The sequence below is a fragment of the Pseudoalteromonas atlantica genome (assembly GCA_007988745.1).
In the GTDB taxonomy this organism is placed as follows: domain Bacteria; phylum Pseudomonadota; class Gammaproteobacteria; order Enterobacterales; family Alteromonadaceae; genus Pseudoalteromonas; species Pseudoalteromonas atlantica.
Window position 1 is genome coordinate 63573 of record BJUT01000011.1, and the last position, 19658, is coordinate 83230.

Here is a 19658-nt window from a genome sequence, read left to right on the forward strand (position 1 = left end):
CTAACACTATAATAACAGAGCGCAATAAAACATTAACCTGACATTTGTAAGCAACTGTTACAAATCAAATTGAGAACTAAATATAGCTGTGTACCCGTTAACAAACACCTGCTATTCATCGCATTTATTATATTTTGTTACAAACTTTTACTATTTAAAATCAACAAATTACAGCTTTAGGCTATTATTTCATCGAGAAGATGTGCGAACAAATTTTAATTTACGTACAGTCACACTAAATAAATAACAGCGAAAAAGATTATTACAATGAAATTAACAACCCTTGCGCTAACACTTGGTGTAGCGCTTAGCGGCCACGCATTGGCTAGCGATAAAAAAGAAGACAAAAAACCACAAACCCTAAGCGAAATGGTCGAAGGACAAACCGAATTTTCAGGTATTTTTAATTTATACCAAGACCCAAAAACCGGTGAGCACTTAATGGTGCTCACCGAATCGCAGCTTAACACCCCTTTTGTATACTTTGCTCATACAGTGGACGGTGTCACTGATGCTGGGCATTATCGCGGTGCCTATAGAGAAACCAAGCTTATTGAGTTTAGAAAATACTTTGACCGCATAGATATAGTTAGCAAAACCCCTCGCTATAAATTTGATCAAAACAGTGCCATTGCCAAAGCAAGCAATGCCAATATTAGCGAAGCCGTTTTAGCCAGCATTAAAATAGAAAAAGAAGAGCAAGGAAAAATAGCCTTTAAGGTCAACAAGCTATTTTTAAGTGAGGCGCTACACAAGGTATCGCCAACGCCAAACCCAGCCGATAAAAAAGCTAAAAAACGCTTTAAAGTAGGTAAATTAAACAGTAAAAAGTCGCGTATTGTTAAGCAGCGTCCTTACCCAAATAACTTAGATGTGGTTGTAGATTACGTATTTAGTAATGCCAGCCCCACCGTGCGTGGTACAAGCGCAGTAAGCGACCCGCGCAATGTCTCTGTAAAGGTGCAGCACTCTTTTGTTGCATTACCAAAAAACGACTATAAACCACGTAAAGATGACGCGCGCATAGGCTATTTTACCAATCAATTTGATCTAATGACCTCGACCGATTGGGCACCATATGAAGATGTTATTAAACGCTGGGACCTACAAAAGAAAAACCCTAGTGCTGAGCTTTCTGAGCCAGTAAAGCCAATTACCTGGTGGATAGAAAATACCACCCCAGTAGAGTGGCGCGACACAATACGCGATGCCGTACTTACCTGGAATAGCGCTTTTGAAAAAGCCGGTTTTAAAAACGCACTAGAAGTTAAAGTACAACCCGATGACGCAACCTGGGATGCTGGTGATATTAACTACAACGTATTACGTTGGACATCATCACCTAAACCGCCATTTGGTGGCTACGGGCCAGCTCTTGCCAACCCGCTAACCGGTGAAATACTTGGCTCAGACATTATGCTTGAGTTTGTGTTTATGAAAAACCGCTGGATTTACGACACGCTTTACACACAAGGCACAATGAGCCACGGCGAAAACCTGCACACAAGTGGCGATTTAAATTGCTCACTAGGCCATGAAATTCAACAAAACCTATTACTTGCTAAAGGCTTAGCAACAGGTGCCTCCATTGATGACAATGAAATGATTCGCCAAGGTTTAACTCAGTTAATTCTTCATGAAGTAGGCCATACACTAGGCTTAAACCACAATATGAAATCGTCTATTTTGTGGGATGAAAAAGAGATTCATGATAAAACCAAAACCCAAGGCATAGTTACAGGCTCAGTGATGGATTATGCGCCGGCCAACATAGCCCCCATTGGTGTGCAGCAAGGCGATATTTTTCAAACCAAGCCAGGCCCTTATGACGACTGGGCTATAAACTATGGCTACAGCACAGCCCTTGAAGATGAAGCCGCAGAGCGCGCACGCCTAAATACAATATTAGCGCGCTCTAGCGAGCATGCGCTTGCCTTTGGTAACGATGCCGACGACATGCGCGCACCGGGTCGCCATATAGACCCACGCGTAATGATAGGCGACCTTTCATCAAACCCTGCAGCCTATGGCGCCGACCGTATGGCGCTAATTAATAAGTTATTTACTGAGCTAAAAGAAAAAGCCACAGTAAAAGGTGAGTCTTACCAACAACTGGTTACCTCAGCTAATAGTTTATTTGGCCAATACCGCTCGCAAGCGGGCATTGTTTCTCGCCAAATAGGTGGCGTATATGTTGAACGTGCAGTTGTGGGCGACCAGCATGCTGATAAACCCTTTACCCCAGTACCGCTTGAGCGCCAAACACAAGCAATGAACATACTTGCTAAATATGTATTTGCGCCAGGTGTACTCACTAGCATGCAACCACTGTATAACTATTTACAGCAACAACGTCGCGGCTTTAGCCATTATGGTAAAAATGAAGACCCTAAAGCACACAAAATGATTTTAGGCATGCAAAAAACAGTACTTGCGCAATTGCTGCATCCTGCTGTTATGCTGCGTATTTCAGACACCGCGCTGTACGGTAACGAATATAGCCTAACGCAATTTATGGACGACCTAACTGCCAGTATTTTTGTTGATAGCAAAGAGAGCACGTCTGTTAGCCGCAATCTACAAATAGAGTATGTAAATCAGCTTATTGCTATTGCGGGCCTAGGCAAAGCCAGTAAACACGACAATTTGGCAAAAACTGCCGCGCTCTATCAGTTAACACAAATAGCTGATACAAGCGTAGGGTGGGGAGCCGATACAGCAACTAAAGCGCATAAAAAGTATATTGATCACTTAATTGCTAAAGCGTTAGAAGCTTAATTAACTAAATCAAACAGGCCACGTAATACGTGGCCTGTTTATTTATAAATAAATTGTGCCTTTTAAATACCGCACAGCGTTACCGGTTAAGGTCACTGTATTTTCGCCTACTTCACATTGTATAAAACCACCTCGGCTTGAAGCCTGATACGCGTTTAATTTATTTTTACCTAATTGCTGCGCCCAGTAAGGGGCAAGGCCGGTGTGAATAGAGCCCGTAACAAAGTCTTCTTCGCCACCACTTGCTGGCCAAAAATAACGAGACACAATATCGTACTCAGCAGAACTCGCTGTGGCGACCACATCAAGTGGATATAAGGTTTTTAACAAATCAGACTCAGTGGTTAAATCATGAATTTGTTGAGCATTTTCGTATATAGCAAAATATGCTTGGCGGTTTTTAAGCACCTTAATAGGTTGTATAGACAACCCTTTCAACAACGCATCGGGTATAGTTTGCACTTCATCTGGCGCTTGTTTAGGAAAGGTCATAGCAAAACTGCCATCGCTATTTTTATTAACAATAAGCTCCCCTACAGCCGCGGCGTTAAAGCGCACTTGGCTAAGGTTGTGCTGCTCGCATAAAACATACGCAGCAGCGAGCGTAGCGTGGCCGCAAAAATCTATTTCCATTAATGGCGAAAACCACCGTATTGCAAAACTGCCATCTGCCAAAGGGCACGTAAACGCAGTTTCAGAAACATTATTTTCAGCGCCAATATTAAGCATTAACTCATCACTAAGCCACGACTCAAGCGGGATCACAGCCGCGTAATTGCCTTTGAATAACTCGCTTGTAAATGCATCAATTTGATGGATGGTGAGTTGCATAGGCTAACCTCCTAAATTAGTTATAAACAAGCCGAAGGTAATACATCTTTAGGTACTGTCGTTTTATTTTCACCCACAGCTTGCATCCCTACAACAGGTTCATCAAAACCACATAACCATGCAATAGGACTTGTGGGGTTATTAGTAACGACTGCGGGTCTAAAAGTTAAAACTGTATTTTGCAAAGGCTGCGAGGCTTTATTCCCCAAGCTAATGTTAATTGCACCGTTTTCTATGGAAATACTTGTCACTCGATTTCCTATTAAATATTTACTTTCAGGCACATTTGCTTGTTTATTATTTTTAGGAAACTCTCTGTTTTCAATGTAATACGTAGTTACGTCTTCTCTTATTACTGCGGCCATAGCAAGCGGATCAACAAGTTCAGCTTTTTGCATATATTTACTGTATTGAGGTAAAGCAACAGCCGCCAAAATACCAATAATAGAAATTACGACCATCAATTCAATTAGCGTAAATCCTTTTGACTTCATAACACTTCTCCTAGCATAAAAATTGGTTGATAAGCCGCTTTCACAAATAAGTAAATTGACACAACAATGACTAATCCATACAGAATAACCAGCTTATTTATAAAGCCTTTAGCCTGCAAATTAAATTGTTCCAGCTGCTGCTCAAGTAACACTTTAAACTCTTCATGAGTTTCGTAGCCTAACGAATCACACTTAGCCAAATGTTTAGTTTCGACTATTGCGGCGTTTTCATCCTCTTTGAAATTTACCGCAAAGTTAAGCGTTGTCATTAGGCGATCGTATTTCTTAATTAAACTGCGGGGAAGTAAAGCTTTTGATAAACCAATAAAAGGCTGCGAGTCGGTTAAAGCGCATGCATTTTTAATTTTAAAAATTACTATAAAAATAATGCTTTGCAGTAAAACCAATAGAATAATTGGCACATACCAATAAGAAAAGTAATCACCTAAGGTGTGCGCGGAAGAAGCCATATGATTGCTATATATCTCTACAAATGTAGGAACAACAAAAGACTGATATAAAAGCGAAGAAAAAACATAAATAAAAAAAACAGCAGTTAAATAGCTAAAAATGCCTTTGTGCTCAAATTTATACCCGCTAACTAGCTGCGGTACACATTGATAATGCAGGGCTTGTTTTTGCAAAATATCTGCATCTTGCAGGGCAAATTTTGCTGCAAGGCAATTGGCTAATTTACTGTCTGTATATTTATTAGCATAAACGGCTAAATACGATTGTGTGGTTAGCTCTTCTTTTTGTGCGGCACTTAATGTTTTAGAACTATAGACACGGCAAATGTAGCCAAACTGATTCCAATTCATACTTTATCCTTTTATTTGATAAAGTAACTTGCCACATATTTAGCACAATATAAATAGAAGACGATTGTTTTTTAAGCCATTGCGGGGCGCATTTTATAATATTGCATACATGCAAATTGCACGGCATTTGTAAGTAGTAGCATAACAAACATTAAAATATGCGAGGTGCTGGGCATAGCACTGCTTAGCTCTACAAATAAGCCACAGGTACCTGCTACAAATTGCAAGCTAAAGTAGCGGGCGCTTAAATTGCTAATATTGCCACTGCGTAAGGTTTTATACGTTTGCGGCATAACCCGCACTGAGCTCATTACCAGCCCTACGTATGTAAGGGCGTTGAGCACCGATGATGTTTCTAGGCTTTTATTTAAAAGCAATAAAAAAGGTAATAACGAAAAGCCAAGCATAGCCACAAGCTGTATACGTTCAGCTTTTGCGGCGTTATAGCGTGCAAAGTAATATAAAATTAAACCACTTAGCGCCCCAGTTACAAAAAATGGTAAAGCAATAAAGTAGCGTTCAAAATAAATATTGTAAGTAATAAAGTAGAGGCTTTGCGCTAAACCAAAGGTCATCATTAATAGTGATAACCCCGACACACTGCGATTCTTTCTAATTTTGCTCAATAGCGGTAAAAAGCTAAAAACTAAAATAAAAGCCGACAAAATAGGTAGATAGTGCGCCAAAACAACCTCGCTCGTTACTTAAATGTTAATATAAAACCCGCCTGAAACAATAAATAAACATATGTTTTTAAAAGGGTTTTAAAGTGAGCGCGCATTGTAATGATGAATACATTTTACTCAACAAATTAGCGTAAACCTATATTAGGCACTGGCAAGATAGCTGTACAAAAAGCGTTACTTTAAGTGAACACCAGAGCCCCTTTACATCTAAAAGTTACCAACCTTACACCTCAGCTTAAACGCATTTTACTCTAGAGATCGGCTCGCTCTAAAACAATTATTGTGTATTCATCGCACAACTATGAAATAGAACTGATAATTGTTATCATACGCAGGTCCGTGGCAATTACACAAAAAATAAACTATGAGAAAAACACTTTTTAAAATTCACAGCTGGGTAGCCCTTATAGCGCTTATTCCGCTGCTTGTTATCAGTATAACTGGTAGCGTTTTGGTATTTAAAAGCGAGATTGACGGCTTACTAATGCCAGACAGTCACTTTGTTGTACAACAACAAGCCAACCGCTTACCTATTGATACACTTATAACAAAAACTCAAAAAACCTACCCTGAGTATGTTGTTGGTAGCTGGGAAATATTTAACGATGATACTGCTGATCGGGTTTATTTAATTAAACGCGGTACAGAGGACTGGTATAAATTTCATTTAGATCAATACACGGGCAATATTTTATCGGAGCCAGTAGGCACTAGCCATTACTTTACCGACTGGTTTTTAGACTTACATTACACCTTTTTACTTAACGATTTAAAAAGCTTACCAGGGCAAACTGGCACTGTTTTAGGGTTCTTTTTTGCGGTGTTTTTTTTAGTACTGGGTATTACAGGTCTTATTATTTATCGTAAGTTTTGGCAGCGGTTATTTAGTGTACGCTGGCGCGCCACACTGCAAATAGTGCTTAGCGACATTCATAAAATGACCGGCGTAATTGGCTCGCCAATTATTATAATTTTAGCCATCACCGGCGGCTACTTTAACGGCGCGGTGTGGTATCACGAAGTAATTGAACACGCAGAAGAAGAGCACTTTGTATTAACTAAAAATTTATATAATGAAGAGATTTCTTTTCAGCACGTACTTGATGACAGCCAAAAGCAAATACCCACCTTTAATGGTACGTTTTTAGTAATGCCGCTTGAGCCAGACGAAAACATAACGTTATTTGGTGAGGTTGATACCAGCAACCCGCTTGCCAGTGAATATGCAAATACCGTGACTTACAATAAGCTAACGGGCGAGCATATGGCTAACTGGGACATTCGCGAAGTGGGTGTAGGTTGGCAAGTAATTGATAGCTTTAGAAAACTACACTTTGGTTATTTTGCAGGGCTCATTAGTAAAATAATTTGGTGTGTTATTGGTTTAAGCCCTGTTTGGCTTGGCGGTACTGGCTTTTATTTATGGTTTACTCGCCGTAAGCGTAAAAAACAGTCTCAAAAAAACCGCTTAAGTAAACACCGCACTGTAAGTGCTTGATTAAAAAATCACCTCACTGTAATGTTAAAAATCACAGTGAGGTGATATATGAAATATTTAGTTTTTACACTTAGTTTATTGCTAACTGCTTGCAGTAGCACCCCGCCCGAAGCGCCAATTAAAAAAGTACAACTTACCCATATAATAAATCACTCGCTTTTCGAGCAGGTTAAAACACCTAGCGAGCACAGTATTTTTGAGCTGTCGGAGCCTGAAAAAAGCGCATTTTTAACCTACGCACACTCGCGTTTAAACAATGTACGCGCTGATGAAATTATTTTTAATTACCTGCAAAACCAGCTCACCAACTTTAAGTATGATGGCGCCACCCTCACAGCCCAACAAGCGATTGAACGCTCAGAAGGTAACTGCATTAGTTTAGCCATACTTACGCAAAGCTATGCGCAGCTTTTAAACCTCGAAACCAGCTTTCAAGAAATGACGAGCGAACCTGTGTATGCCAAAGAGGGCAATGTAATTTATGTTGCTAACCACTTTAGAACGAAAATTTACGCCCCAAAAAAAGAAACAGATGAAGATATTATTGTAATAATTCGCGCAGGCACGTTAATTGATTACTTCCCCACTCGCGGCAGCTTTTATTCAGGCAGCGCTACGTATAACGATTTACTCTCTAATTTTTATAGCAACTTAGCCGCTACGGCACTAGCCGAAAACAACCTTAATAAGGCTTACTCTTTAATTATGCAAGCCAACCGCTTTACCCCAAACGATGCAGAACTGTTTAATATAGCCGGCGTGCTGCACCGCCGTGCAGGCGATTTAAAAAGCGCTCACATGATTTACCAAACCGCGCTTGATAGAAACGATATAAGTATAAATTTAATTAATAACTATCGAATATTAGCAAAAGAGCTGGGAGATAAAACACTAGAAAAACGCCTAACAAGCCAGCTTGTTGATAAAGAAAAAGATCCCTACGAGCTACTCGTTATTGCTAAAAATAACTTACATCAGGGCAAGGTCACTCAAGCTAAAAAACAACTCGAACTTGCCATTGCAAAAGCCCCTTATATATCGGAGCTCTATTTAGAGCTGGCTAAAATTCGCTACCAACAAGGTAACACAGCGCAAACACAAAGCTTGCTTGAAAAAGCCATCCAATATGAGCGCAATAAAGAAAGGCTAAACGTATATCAAGCTAAGCTTGCGTCGCTAAACAAGCACAATTAATCATCTTTATTTTAAATTAGTTTAAACGCGGCTTTTGCTAATGCACTTATTACACAAGTGCATTAGCGTGTTATCGCAATTTATTTAAAGCGAGTAGTAAAAGCTAAACCAGCCGCGCATTTCATCCTCAAAGCTATCGCCCTCTACGCGCGATAATCCCATATTAAAAGTTAAATCGTTCACACCGACGGGGCCTAATCCAAAGCTAAAATTGCCTTGATACTTTAAACCATAACTTTGTGCGTATACCGCATCATCTACCTGATGCTGTTTGTAATAAAGCCACGGCATGCCTTCTTTAAAGCTAAAACCACCGCCATAACCCATGTAGCGCTCAGCAGTTGTGCTATAAAATGGCAGCTCTGGTGAAAGCACAAACTCACTATTTTGGTGCTCGCTAATTAGGTTTGAGCTAAATCCGCCTAGCGCTAAGCTGCTATCATCGCGCTGCTTTTGAGTAAAATTAATATAAAGCGGCACATCAAACGCTTTACCAAATACTTTGGCCGCTAAATCGTAGCCATCCCAATTATTGTTTTTACTGCTGCCATCGTAATACTGGGCATTAACACTTTGCCCTATAGCAAATGCTTGGCGGTCGTACTGCCAGCTTTGTGTAATGCCTATGCGTGCCCATTTATTATAGTCTTGTTTATAATCGGTATAGTTATAAGCCAGCTCTGGCGTTATGCTAAACGCCGCGTATTTAATCGGGTAACTTAAGGCTGCAAAACCACCTCGTGCAGATACATCTGCATTTTCGCTCACTTGGTATTGTTTTGCAGTATTTAAATCATAATCAAATACACTCAATTTAAGCTTAACTGGCAGTGCATTATATTTTGCTTGGGCGTACCCACCGTGCAAAGCATCATCATTTAAATCAACACTATAGCCCGCTTGAAGGTCTAACTGTTTAAGTAAGTCACTACTTTTAATATTTATATTTAAAGCACTTGAAGCGGCCGAGTAATACTGTGCGCCAAGCGCTAGGCTCGCATGCTGATCAAGCACATCGTAGCTGCTTTGTTTACCTACATTGTCGCTATATATTTTTGCTTTAGGCAAAGTGTACTGATCAACTAAAAGCAGTGGCGCGCTATTATCAAGTGCTAAATCGGTGATTACTTCACCCTCTAGCGTACTCGGTAATTGCTTTACATTAGGCCCATCAGCAGTAATAGATAAATAAAGTAATGCCCCTTCGTTTGTTTCTAGTGGGTGGGCAACGGCTTCTTGGCCCTGGGTAAGTTTAGTTAATGTGCTACTTGCAATATGGTAGCTATAAATATCAGTTGAGCCTTTTAATCCGGCTACAAAGTAAATTTTTTCTCCGTTTTTACTAAAGCTGGGTTGGCTTAGGTATTGATACCCGTTTGGCATAGGCACGGCTTGGCGAGTATTATTGGCAACATCTTGTATATACAATTGCCAATTCTCATTTAAATTGGCTGATACATAAGCTAATTGGGTTTCATCAGGGCTAAAAATTGGGTAGTCGTAAGCTGTTTTTAAGCTTTTAGTAAATAAAGGGGTAATGGTTTGCGTTGCTAAGTCTACTTTTACTAATTCTGAGTAGCCACCACGTACTTGCTCGGCGTAAAGGGTTTCTCCATTGTTTGTAACACTAAAGCGGCGTAAGCCAGAAAGTTTAGTTAACTGCTCAACTTTTCCGGTTTCGGTGTTATAACTAAAAATATCAGACACTTTGTTATAAATACCCGTCTCTTCACGTGTATAAGCATTAAAGTAGAGTGTGCTGTTATTTACCCATTGTGGATTAGCAATTCCCGCTCTGTTTATTTGATTTAATATGTGCTTTTTCTCACGTTTAAATACACTCGGGGCGTTATCGGGTATATCCAATGCATCGTTTTCTAATAGCGATTTTTGTGCTTTTGTAAATTCATCTTCAGCTTTAGTATTATCCTGCGTGCTATAAATAATAAGCTTGGTTTTTTTATCTTTATCGCGCTCAACAATCGCAAGTTTACTGCCATCTTTTGAAAGCGCAGGGTTGCTTGCATATAAGTTAAGCTTTAACCACAGCTCGCTGTTAAGCGCAGGCTCTGACTGCTCTTTTGCCATAGCTTTATAGGTATATTGTGCAATAAAGCGGCCATATAACTTAGCCGCACTTTGGCCAAATATCCCAGTAAAGGCCTCGTTAAAATCGCGCTTTTTAACTGCCTGCATACGTGTCCAAACGGCATCGAGCATTTGCGCTGAATAAGTTTGCTCTAGCCAATTTAAAAACCGGCTGCCCATTAAGTACGCCATAGAGCCAGCCATAAAACCGCCCTCTGTATCGCTTAGCTGGCTATAGCTAGGCAATGCCCCCTGCTGAGCAAACTCAATGAGCATTGACTCAGTGTAGTTATCAAATAGTCGTCCTCGGCCCGTCATTTTTGACTCAAGTAAGGTTGCATAACCTTCGGCTACCCAGCGCGGCATATCACTGTAAGTTAAGTCGTAAATATCCCACACACCCCGTATTTTTTGCTGCCACGTGTTGCGTGTGGGCTGCGCTAAATGCACTAAGTGAATATATTCGTGCAATATCAGTAATTGCTGCCAGCCACTAATGTTAGAAACCACCGTATCTGATTGTGGGGGCGTGGTAAAAAGGGCCATTAAAGGATTATTAGAAGTAGGTAAAGCAAAGCCGTTGGGCGCATTTAGGGGATCAAACACCACCACATCAACTACTTTATCAAGCGCTCGGTTTTGCTGCTCAAGCACTTTACTGCGTACTATTTCAAGTTCGACCGCTGTCGATTTAGCATAATCGGCGTTTTCGGTGCTGTAATGCACATTAAAGTGCTCGGTATGAATAGTTTGCCAATCAGCAGCTAAGGTAGGTGTGGCTAATAACAAAGAGGCAGCGATGAATGATTTTTTCATAATAATCCTTTAAATGATTGATACCACTTAGAGTATTATTAAACCAACTAATGTTGCAGTAAAAAAATGTAACAAAGCTTATGAAAGTGTATAATTTATAAGCTTTTAAATTAAGCAATGCCTTGTTTTACATGAAAAATCAATAACGCCGTTAACGCTTTATTTGGCAACCTAAAAAGGCTAAATATGTAAGTCGATTGGTATAATTACATCCAGTTGCGCTGCGTTGACTCTGCCTGATAAAGAGTAAAATCAATTATATAATCAGCATCTTGCTGCTTTATATAGGGCATAAAGGCAAACCCTGATGCAAGTTGTATATACAGGCTTTTAAGCCCTGCGCGGCGCATAAAGTAGGTACTAATACTGCGTGCACTTTGCGCTTTATACAGTTCAAACACACGGTAATGCACACCTATCATACCTTTGCGTACCACCATGTAAAAACGGCCGTTGTCTTCATGCAAATAATAGCCATAACGCTGATAAGCAAGCGTTACCAACCCCGCTAAAATAAGTAACACTCCCAAGCTAAGCCAGGCATTAAAGTCACCTAAGTAACAGCCTAACAGTACAATAGCGCTTGGAATTAAGGCATAAAAGCTCAAGTTTTTATAAAGTAAGGCCGGTTCTGCGCCGTTAAACTGCAATTTTTTGCTATTAAACCACGGGTAAATCCATTGGCAAACGCTATCTACTTGCTCGTTATTTAAAACGGGTAACACTAAGGTTTGTTTATTTTTTTTAGCAGCAACACCCGCCGCTATACCGCCGCTGCTTGCTTGTAAACACTCAACGGTAAAACGCTTTAGTAACCGCCCCATTAGGTTTTGTTTTATAACTATAGATTGCACTTTATCCATGCTCATAGACAACTGATGGCGCTCTAATAAGCCGGCAATACGTTTAAATTTTTGGCCTTTAAAGTAAAGCTCAAAGTTATAAAAACGAATAAGCGACATACCTACCGACAACATCACAGCCGTTAAAACAAGCAAAGCAATAAGCGTTATCATGGCAAAGGTTGCAGCACTTGCCAGTAAACCAAGCTCTTGCTGATAAAACCCTTCTACCTTAGCAATAATTTGCTGCTCTAAAAAATCTACCAACACATTTATAAAAGGCGCAATAGCGGCCATTGCTAATATAGCCATATTAGACATTAAGCCAAATTTAGCGATTTCTTTATTACTGATACGTAAGCTATTTTCTGCTTCAAAATGCTCGCTGGAGGGTGTTTGCTCGTCGGGTTGCTGCTGCGCTTTAAAGGCAAAAATTTGTTTACGCATTTGCTGTGCATAGGCTTTGGTAACACCTGGCAATACCGCCTCTTGGGTTACGCTGCCTGCGGCATCAAAAATACAATTAACCAAATTAACGGGCGTAAAATAAAAGGGCTCAGCAATATTAACGTTTTGCACGCGCGAAAACTTTAGCGTTAGGCGCTCTTTTTTAAACACCCCTTTGTTAAGCAAAATTTCGTGATCGTCGCTAATGCAAAACTTAAAATTTATGTAATATAAAATTGAATATATTAGTAGTGTCACTAACGCAATAGCACCTGCAACTTGAGCCCAAAACAGCTTGTTTTCTACTTGTGTTACAAACACCACAAGCATAGGCAGCAGGTTTAAAAGCCCGTCTTTTACAAAGCGCACACTAAAATACACCACAAAATACAACACCGCCCAAGGCGATACTTTTTGCCAATGTAGTGAGCTACTTTGCTCCTCGCTAATGGTATTACTCATTTGCTAATTCAACCTGCGCGGGTGTGCCGTCTTGGCGATAATTTTGTACAAATTTGCGTATGTTTTTGCACTGCTCGTGGGTTAAACCACTTATTTGTAAATCAGCACTGACCCCGCCGGCACTAAATAACTTTAAACTGGCTAACTTTAGTTTTCGCTCAATGGGGCCTTGGTGAATTTCCATATGCTGTACGCGCGCGAGGGGCAAAATCGTTATTTGCTGCCAAATAACCCCTTTTTTAAACGCAATATCGTGATTGCGCAGCGCAAAGCCCTGCAGCTTAATACTCAGGGCGTTATAAAGCATTGAAAGCAATATTAAAATAGGCACGCCTATCAGCAAGTAGGTTTGTGCTTTGTTAGCAAACGCTTCGTTAAAGTAACAAACAGCAAACAGTACCGCGCAAAAAGGAATGTAAAACGCCAGCCAATTAAGTTGCACGTGTAGTAACGCTTTATCGGCCAAGGGGTTGAGCTGTATTTCGCTATGCTTTGGTAAATCCATTACTTGCTGATTATCAAACACGATTTTAAGTACCTTTCCTATTTACTGACTGTTAGCCCAGCTGATTGTAGTAACTAACGTATGGCTTTGTTTAGGCTCAAGTGTCACGTTATCTTCTAACACATTAGCGGCTTCTAAACACACCATGCTCAGGTATTCATCGTCAGCAAAATTAGATAAACGCTTAGATTTTTCTATCCATGGGTTCCACAGCACGCACGAGCTTGAGTTCTCGCGGCTTACATTAATAATCCCATCTGGGGTGTGAATGTGTTGCTGCTTAGCGGCCTGGGTATAAACCATATCGGTTTCGCGGGTAAACTTCACTGGCGCATTTTGCGCAAACGGCCCTTCGCCAAATTCAATATATTGCGCGCCTTGTAAACCTTCTACATGGGTGTGTTTTATATCTGAGGTAGGAAAATAGCTATGCAAAGCCTGCGTATAACTAAAAGGGCTATTACTTAAATTAGTGGTTGTTAAACGCACCTGTAATTGCTCGCTCAATACAAACTCAACCTTTAACGCCGAGTGGTGCGGCCAATACGTTGGGTTAACTAACTTCATGGGTAAGTTTAAGCTAATTGTAATGTGCTCATCATCTTCATGCACAGCATCAGCTTGCCATAAACTGGTACGTGCAAAGCCATGCGCTGGCCAATCTTGGTTTTCATGGTTACCAAACCAAGGCCAACAAATAGGAATACCACCGCGAATGCTCACCCCTTCTTGAAACGTCTCATTTTTAGAGACCCAAATAAGTGGCTTGTTATTTTTTGGAATGAACTCGGTAATTTGCCCGCCTTGCAAAAATATTTTTGCATCACACTTCGAGCTCGCAACTTTTATAAACTCTAGGCCGGTTTCGCTTTGTTCAATGCTAACTGATGGCGATAATTTCATGTTTTTCCCTACAATGCTGATATTAAAGATTTTTAACATGTGCATATAAACAATAATGCATGTGCAAAGTATACGCTATACTCACTAAACATTGCGTGCATAATTTGTTCATTGGCGATTAATACATACACAGCTAACTTACAAACAATTACCAATTAATAACAGCTGTTATAAATAACACTAATGCGTATAAATAATGGCCATGCTTTAAGGCAGTAAAACCGCGGCTAAGCTTAGGCAAACGCATGTTAAATTTATTAAGGTATTAATGCAGGTGGGTATAATACTAAAGTCTAAACCATAAGACTTGCCAATTATTCACAACATACGTAGTGTGCGCACCACAATGCAAACAATATGCTAATAACATTTAATAAGTTTTAAACAAAATTATACTATTTTAGTTTCTGCTCAAACTAATAAAAACCAATAAACATGGGCTCAAGCTTAATTTATTATTTGAATTCAATTTATTTGATGTGTAACATTTCGCGATTACGGCACACCTTTGGCCCATCGACGAGATAAGCAAATGCAAAAATATGACGAATTATTAGTTTCTTTACGTAAAGTAATCCGCGCGATTGACTTACATTCTAAGCAGCTAAATAAAACATCAGGTTTAACAGGCCCACAATTGCTTATAATGCAAGAAGTAGCGCACACCGATGGAATAACAGCAAGCCGTATCGCTCAGAATGTTAACTTAAGCCCGGCTACTGTAACTAATATTCTTGATAGAATAGAAAGCAGAAACCTTGTAACACGCGTTCGTAGTCAAATGGATAAACGCCGAGTGAGCTTATACCTCACCGAGCAAGGGAAAGAGTTACTAGAAAAAGCACCTCAGCCACTGCAAGAACACTTTATTGAAAAGTTTTCTGCACTTGCAGAGTGGGAGCAAAGTTTATTGCTTTCATCTATGCAACGCGTTGCAGCAATGATGGATGCTGATAAGTTAGACGCATCACCTCTGTTAGAGGTAGGCGCGTTAACTCAAACACCAAATAAATAAAAAAAATAAAAAATAAATTTAAATTAGTTCTTACATCATTCGTAAGGGGCTTTTGGGCACCTTGAATTTTTTTATTTTTTAATCAAAACCTGAGCATCAACAATGACTAAACTCTCAAAATTAACGCTAGCACTAATGCTTGGCGGTGCAGCAAGCACTGCTCATGCAGCCGATCTCGACACACTGCAAAGCCAATTAAAGCAGCTTAAGCAACAAATGCAGTTGCTTGAACAGCAGCTTGCTGATGAAAAATCAAAGCAAAGCCAAATCAACAAGCAACACGAACAACAAGTTGCCGAGATCAGTAAAAAGGCCGACAACAAAGAAGTTGTTGTTGCCGCCGCTGCGCCTGAACAAGAAGATGAAGGCATTAAAATTGGCGGTGCCGTACGTTTTAACTACAGCACAAACACCTACGATGAAGACACGCAAGACCGTGGCGGCGATTTAGACTTTGAAGTATTTCGCCTTAACTTATCGGGTGAAATTAGCGATATTTCTGTAAATGGTGATTTTCGTTTTTACGATTACATGACCATTGTTAAGTATGCATACTTAGGTTACGAATTTACAGATGGCTGGGAAGCGCAAGCTGGTATTGCACCTGTACCGTTTGGTAACGGCCCATACAACTCACACAGCTACTTTTTTAGCACCAACTACTACGTTGGCCTAGAAGATGACTTTGATTTAGGTGTAACAGTAAACCGTAAACTTAAAGACAACTGGAAACTAGACCTCGGCTTTTTCAAAAATGATGAAGTAGGCGGCGTTGATGGCAGCTCAGAAGTTAACGAACGTTACTCTTACGATATTGTTGGTAGCCGTGCAACAACCGAAGGCACCTACGACGCACCAGGTTCACGCCTTGGTGAGTACAATACCTTTGCTGGTCGTACAGTGTATCAAATTGAGCACAGTGAAAACGCTAAAACCGATATTGGCGTATCACTACTAAGCGGTGGTTTGCACGACGGTAACGACCGTGCAGGTAACTACGGCGCATGGGCGTTTCATGTAAATAGCCAAATTAATAACTGGAATATTCAATTTCAGCACGGCGAGTACGACTACGACCTAGACGACAACAGCAACCGCTTTGTAGTTGGCGCGTTTGATTACTACGATACCGTATCAAGCGAAGCAACCATGACCAACTTTAACGTAGCTTACGACCTATCGCTTGATTGGGGCCCAGTAACAGGCGTTCAATTTTACAACGATTACGGCATTATTTACGACAAGTCTGACGACAGCCCAGATACGTGGATGAACGTTACAGGCATGAGCGTATCGGCCGGTGCATTATTTACTTACTTTGACTTTATTCAAGCACGTAACCAGCCATTTATTGGTGGCTCTGTTGCAGGTGATGGCGACACAGAACGTCGCTTTAACATCAACGTAGGTTACTACTTCTAAATAAGTAAAACATATTTAGTATTTTAAAAGGGCAGACTTAGTTTGCCCTTTTTTGCGTTTATAGGGTTCGATTTTATAACTATTTGGCCTACAATCCTAACTAACAGCCATTACTTAAAAGAGCCTAAGTGAATATAAAAGCAGTATTTATTTGTTATAAAAACTTATGGCTTAAAGCACTTGGGTTATTGTTAGTGGCTCTTGGCATTATTGGTATTGTGCTGCCGGTTATGCCTACCACCATTTTTTTTATTCTTGCGCTTACCTGCTTTACTCGCTCATCACCGGCGCTTGAACACTGGCTACTTAACCACCCTCGCTACGGCGTTACCTTACAACAATGGCAAGCGCATAAAGTAGTGCCTGTAAAAGCAAAATGCTACGCCGCGATTGGTATGCTTATTGGTTTTGTATTTTTGCTTTACTCAAACGCCCCTGTTTGGGTTATTTACCTTGTTGGCGTAATTGAAATAGCCGTTATGATTTACCTAATTTTAAGGCCCTCGCACCCACCAAGTGCTAAATAACCGCCCTTTTTTGCATGCACACACCGTTTTGCCAAAAATTTAATGTAAAGTTAAGTAAGTAAATTTGTAATAGTTAATGCAAATGATTATCATGTTCTAAATTTAATTTAATTACTGTTTTTATGGCGTTTATTAATAAGCGGGCTTTGTACAGCACAAGCCGTGCGCTCCATATTTATATTTCTACAGCTTTGTTTTTTTTGCTTATTTTATTTTGCGTTAGCGGCATTGTACTTAACCATGTTGATTGGCTTAAAAACGACAAAAACAACGGCCAAGTAAGTACCGCTATTCCTCAGGCGTTAATGGCTAAAGCGAATACTCAACTAGATACATTACCCACCCTCTACCCAGACATAGAAGCGTTTTTTGCCGAGCAATACGCGCTCACTAAAGTTAAAAGCATTGAGTGGGAAAAAGAAGACGCGCTGGTTATGCTCGACTACCCACTACCGGCAGGTTTTGCTTACGCAGAGCTTGATTTTACAACCGGTGAGCTAAACCTAGATTACCAAACCGGTGGCTTTTTAAGCCTGATTGGCGATTTACACAAAGGCCGCCACAGTGGCGCCGTGTGGAGCTGGGTTATTGATATTTCAGCGGTATTGATGATTATTTTTTCAATCACCGGGATGATTATTTTATTTCAAAACAGAAAAAAACGCTTAGCAGGAATATGGATAACCGTTTTAGGCATAGCAACGCCTTTGGTTATTTATTTATATTGGGTGCCACAAATTAAAGGAGTGTCTTAATGTTAAAAGTAAGTACGGTACTAAGTGCAGCACTATTAATGGTTGCCGCATTATTTCAAACAACTGCGCAGGCACAAACGCCACAGCTAGAGATTGAATTAACCCTACCCGATCTTGATGTACAACCTTACCACCGCCCATACGTAGCTGTTTGGCTAGAAACGCCAAAGCGTAAACACGTAACGACGCTTGCGCTATGGGTTCAAAAAGCAGAATGGTTTAAAGATTTGCGCCAATGGTGGCGTAAAGCGGGTAAAACCGACATTAACTTTGACGGCATAAGTGGTGCAACTAAGCGTGCAGGTACTTACACCATTAACTGGCAAGGTAAAGATTTAGACGGCAATGCCGTAAAGCCTGGCAAATACCTTTTAAACATTGAGGTTGTGCGCGAAGAAGGCGGCCGTGATTACAGCCGCGTAGAGCTTGATTTATCGCAAGCTGGCAAAGTGACCATTGAAGGTAAAAAAGAATTTTCGACAAGTTTTGTAACCGTAAGCACTAAGTAGCTGCTACTTAATCATTTGAATTTAAGGAAATACAATGAAAATTAATTTATTAAAAACGGCTTTAATTGGCGCACTTAGCTTATCGGCGCTGGTATCTACATCGGCAAGTGCACATGGGCGCTGGTTATTACCTTCGCACACGTCATTATCTGGCGACAAAGCGCACTACGTAATGATTGACGCGAGTATTTCTAACGAAATATTTGCCCCCGACAAAGCCTTTAAACCAAAAGAAAAAGGCGCAGAGTACGACGACACACTACTTATGGCCCTTGCACCAAACGGTGAAGAAGTGTCTGAGACCATTCGTGCTTATTACCTAAAGCGTAAAAGCTCAGCGGCAGTAAGCCTAAAAGAAGAAGGTACTTACCACATTGCCATGACGCAAAAGCCAATGTACATGACCTTCTACAAAAACGAAGAAGGTAAGCGCAAGCGCGTATTTGGTAAAAAGTCAGAAGCTAAATTACCAAGCAATGCAAAAGATGTAACCACAACTAAAGTTATATCTACAGTAGATACATTTGTAAGCCGTAACGGTACTTCTAAGCCTGCACAACTTGGCTTAGGCCTTGAGCTTAGCGGCCCAACGCATCCAAACGATTTATTTGTTGGCGAGCAAGCGCGTTTTCAGTTACTACAAGATGGCAAGCCAGCGGGCGAAGGCATTGAAGTAAGCATTTTAAAAGGCGATACACGCTACCGTAACGAACGTGGCGAAATAAAAGTAACAACCGACAAAAACGGCATGTTTAGCACAACCTGGAAAGAGCCAGGCCTATACCTAATCGAAACCTCTAACAAAGTTAAAGTAAACGAAGAAGGCGTAGATGCCGGTCGTTATGCTCTATTCACGACGTTAGAAGTAGCACCTGAATAATTTTTTTCACGCAATTTACACAATAAATTAAGGCCAAGTTTTCAGGGCGTGTTGAGCTTTGATGGTTGAACTTGCAGCAGTGTGTTTGGTTTTTAGGCAAGGCAGAGTCTATGGAGTGTGGTTATCCCCCATAAATAGGCGATAACGCAGCATAAATGCCAAACATGTGCTGCCCTTCGGGTTCT

17 protein-coding genes are annotated in these 19658 nt (G+C 40.5%); 9 read left to right on the top strand and 8 right to left on the bottom strand.

Annotated features, from left to right (window positions below):
* Nucleotides 1-267: 267 nt before the first annotated feature.
* Nucleotides 268-2778 carry a zinc-dependent metalloprotease gene (locus tag PAT01_RS07385; protein WP_154945247.1) on the top strand — a complete coding sequence of 837 codons (2511 nt, stop codon included), beginning with the start codon at nt 268-270 and terminating at the stop codon, nt 2776-2778.
* A 42-nt stretch (nt 2779-2820) separates the two neighbouring features.
* Here PAT01_RS07385 and PAT01_RS07390 read toward each other — a convergent pair whose 3' ends face one another.
* From PAT01_RS07390 to PAT01_RS07405, 4 genes are all read right to left on the bottom strand, one after another.
* A complete protein-coding gene (locus PAT01_RS07390) occupies nt 2821-3609 on the bottom strand; it encodes a PhzF family phenazine biosynthesis protein (RefSeq protein WP_096740323.1) in 789 nt (262 codons plus the stop codon).
* A 20-nt stretch (nt 3610-3629) separates the two neighbouring features.
* Nucleotides 3630-4103 carry a pilin gene (locus PAT01_RS07395; RefSeq protein ID WP_154945248.1) on the bottom strand — a complete coding sequence of 158 codons (474 nt, stop codon included), beginning with the start codon at nt 4101-4103 and terminating at the stop codon, nt 3630-3632.
* Nucleotides 4100-4924 (bottom strand): hypothetical protein, encoded by an 825-nt coding sequence (locus PAT01_RS07400; RefSeq protein ID WP_154945249.1) that lies wholly within the window; start codon nt 4922-4924, stop codon nt 4100-4102. The genes PAT01_RS07395 and PAT01_RS07400 overlap by 4 nt, the downstream gene beginning before the upstream one ends.
* Nucleotides 4925-4995: 71 nt before the next feature.
* Nucleotides 4996-5610 carry a PQ-loop domain-containing transporter gene (locus tag PAT01_RS07405; protein WP_029773076.1) on the bottom strand — a complete coding sequence of 205 codons (615 nt, stop codon included), beginning with the start codon at nt 5608-5610 and terminating at the stop codon, nt 4996-4998.
* Between the two features lie 364 nt (nt 5611-5974).
* Between PAT01_RS07405 and PAT01_RS07410 the strand changes: the two genes are divergently transcribed.
* A complete protein-coding gene (locus PAT01_RS07410; RefSeq protein ID WP_024033989.1) occupies nt 5975-7108 on the top strand; it encodes a PepSY-associated TM helix domain-containing protein in 1134 nt (377 codons plus the stop codon).
* A gap of 48 nt (nt 7109-7156) precedes the next feature.
* Nucleotides 7157-8302, top strand: coding sequence for a tetratricopeptide repeat protein (locus PAT01_RS07415; protein ID WP_126008625.1), 1146 nt, complete (start codon nt 7157-7159; stop codon nt 8300-8302).
* Nucleotides 8303-8386: 84 nt separating this feature from the next.
* On the opposite strand, the gene PAT01_RS07420 is transcribed toward PAT01_RS07415, so the two are convergent.
* From PAT01_RS07420 to PAT01_RS07435, 4 genes are all read right to left on the bottom strand, one after another.
* A complete protein-coding gene (locus PAT01_RS07420; RefSeq protein ID WP_154945250.1) occupies nt 8387-11206 on the bottom strand; it encodes a TolB family protein in 2820 nt (939 codons plus the stop codon).
* Nucleotides 11207-11412: 206 nt separating this feature from the next.
* Nucleotides 11413-12957, bottom strand: a complete 1545-nt coding sequence (locus PAT01_RS07425; RefSeq protein WP_154945251.1) for a PH domain-containing protein — start codon at nt 12955-12957, stop codon at nt 11413-11415.
* Nucleotides 12950-13483 carry a PH domain-containing protein gene (locus PAT01_RS07430; protein WP_154945252.1) on the bottom strand — a complete coding sequence of 178 codons (534 nt, stop codon included), beginning with the start codon at nt 13481-13483 and terminating at the stop codon, nt 12950-12952. The genes PAT01_RS07425 and PAT01_RS07430 overlap by 8 nt, the downstream gene beginning before the upstream one ends.
* Before the next feature lie 21 nt (nt 13484-13504).
* A complete protein-coding gene (locus PAT01_RS07435) occupies nt 13505-14365 on the bottom strand; it encodes a D-hexose-6-phosphate mutarotase (RefSeq protein ID WP_154945253.1) in 861 nt (286 codons plus the stop codon).
* 532 nt (nt 14366-14897) lie between these two features.
* On the opposite strand from PAT01_RS07435, the gene PAT01_RS07440 reads away from it, so the two are divergent.
* The 6 genes from PAT01_RS07440 (at nt 14898) to PAT01_RS07465 (ending at nt 19473) form a co-directional block, all read left to right on the top strand.
* A complete protein-coding gene (locus tag PAT01_RS07440) occupies nt 14898-15380 on the top strand; it encodes a MarR family winged helix-turn-helix transcriptional regulator (protein WP_004586011.1) in 483 nt (160 codons plus the stop codon).
* 102 nt (nt 15381-15482) lie between these two features.
* Nucleotides 15483-16802 carry a porin family protein gene (locus PAT01_RS07445; RefSeq protein ID WP_024033996.1) on the top strand — a complete coding sequence of 440 codons (1320 nt, stop codon included), beginning with the start codon at nt 15483-15485 and terminating at the stop codon, nt 16800-16802.
* A gap of 128 nt (nt 16803-16930) precedes the next feature.
* Nucleotides 16931-17329, top strand: a complete 399-nt coding sequence (locus tag PAT01_RS07450; protein WP_024033997.1) for a YbaN family protein — start codon at nt 16931-16933, stop codon at nt 17327-17329.
* Between the two features lie 122 nt (nt 17330-17451).
* Nucleotides 17452-18084: a PepSY-associated TM helix domain-containing protein gene (locus PAT01_RS07455; protein WP_154945254.1), complete on the top strand. Its 633-nt coding sequence runs from the start codon at nt 17452-17454 to the stop codon at nt 18082-18084.
* On the top strand, nt 18084-18593 hold the full coding sequence (locus tag PAT01_RS07460; RefSeq protein WP_054983579.1) for a DUF2271 domain-containing protein: 510 nt from the start codon (nt 18084-18086) through the stop codon (nt 18591-18593). Before PAT01_RS07455 ends, PAT01_RS07460 begins: the two co-directional genes overlap by 1 nt.
* A 34-nt stretch (nt 18594-18627) precedes the next feature.
* Entirely contained in the window at nt 18628-19473 is an 846-nt protein-coding gene (locus PAT01_RS07465) for a DUF4198 domain-containing protein (RefSeq protein ID WP_024033999.1), read from the top strand.
* Nucleotides 19474-19658: the final 185 nt, after the last annotated feature.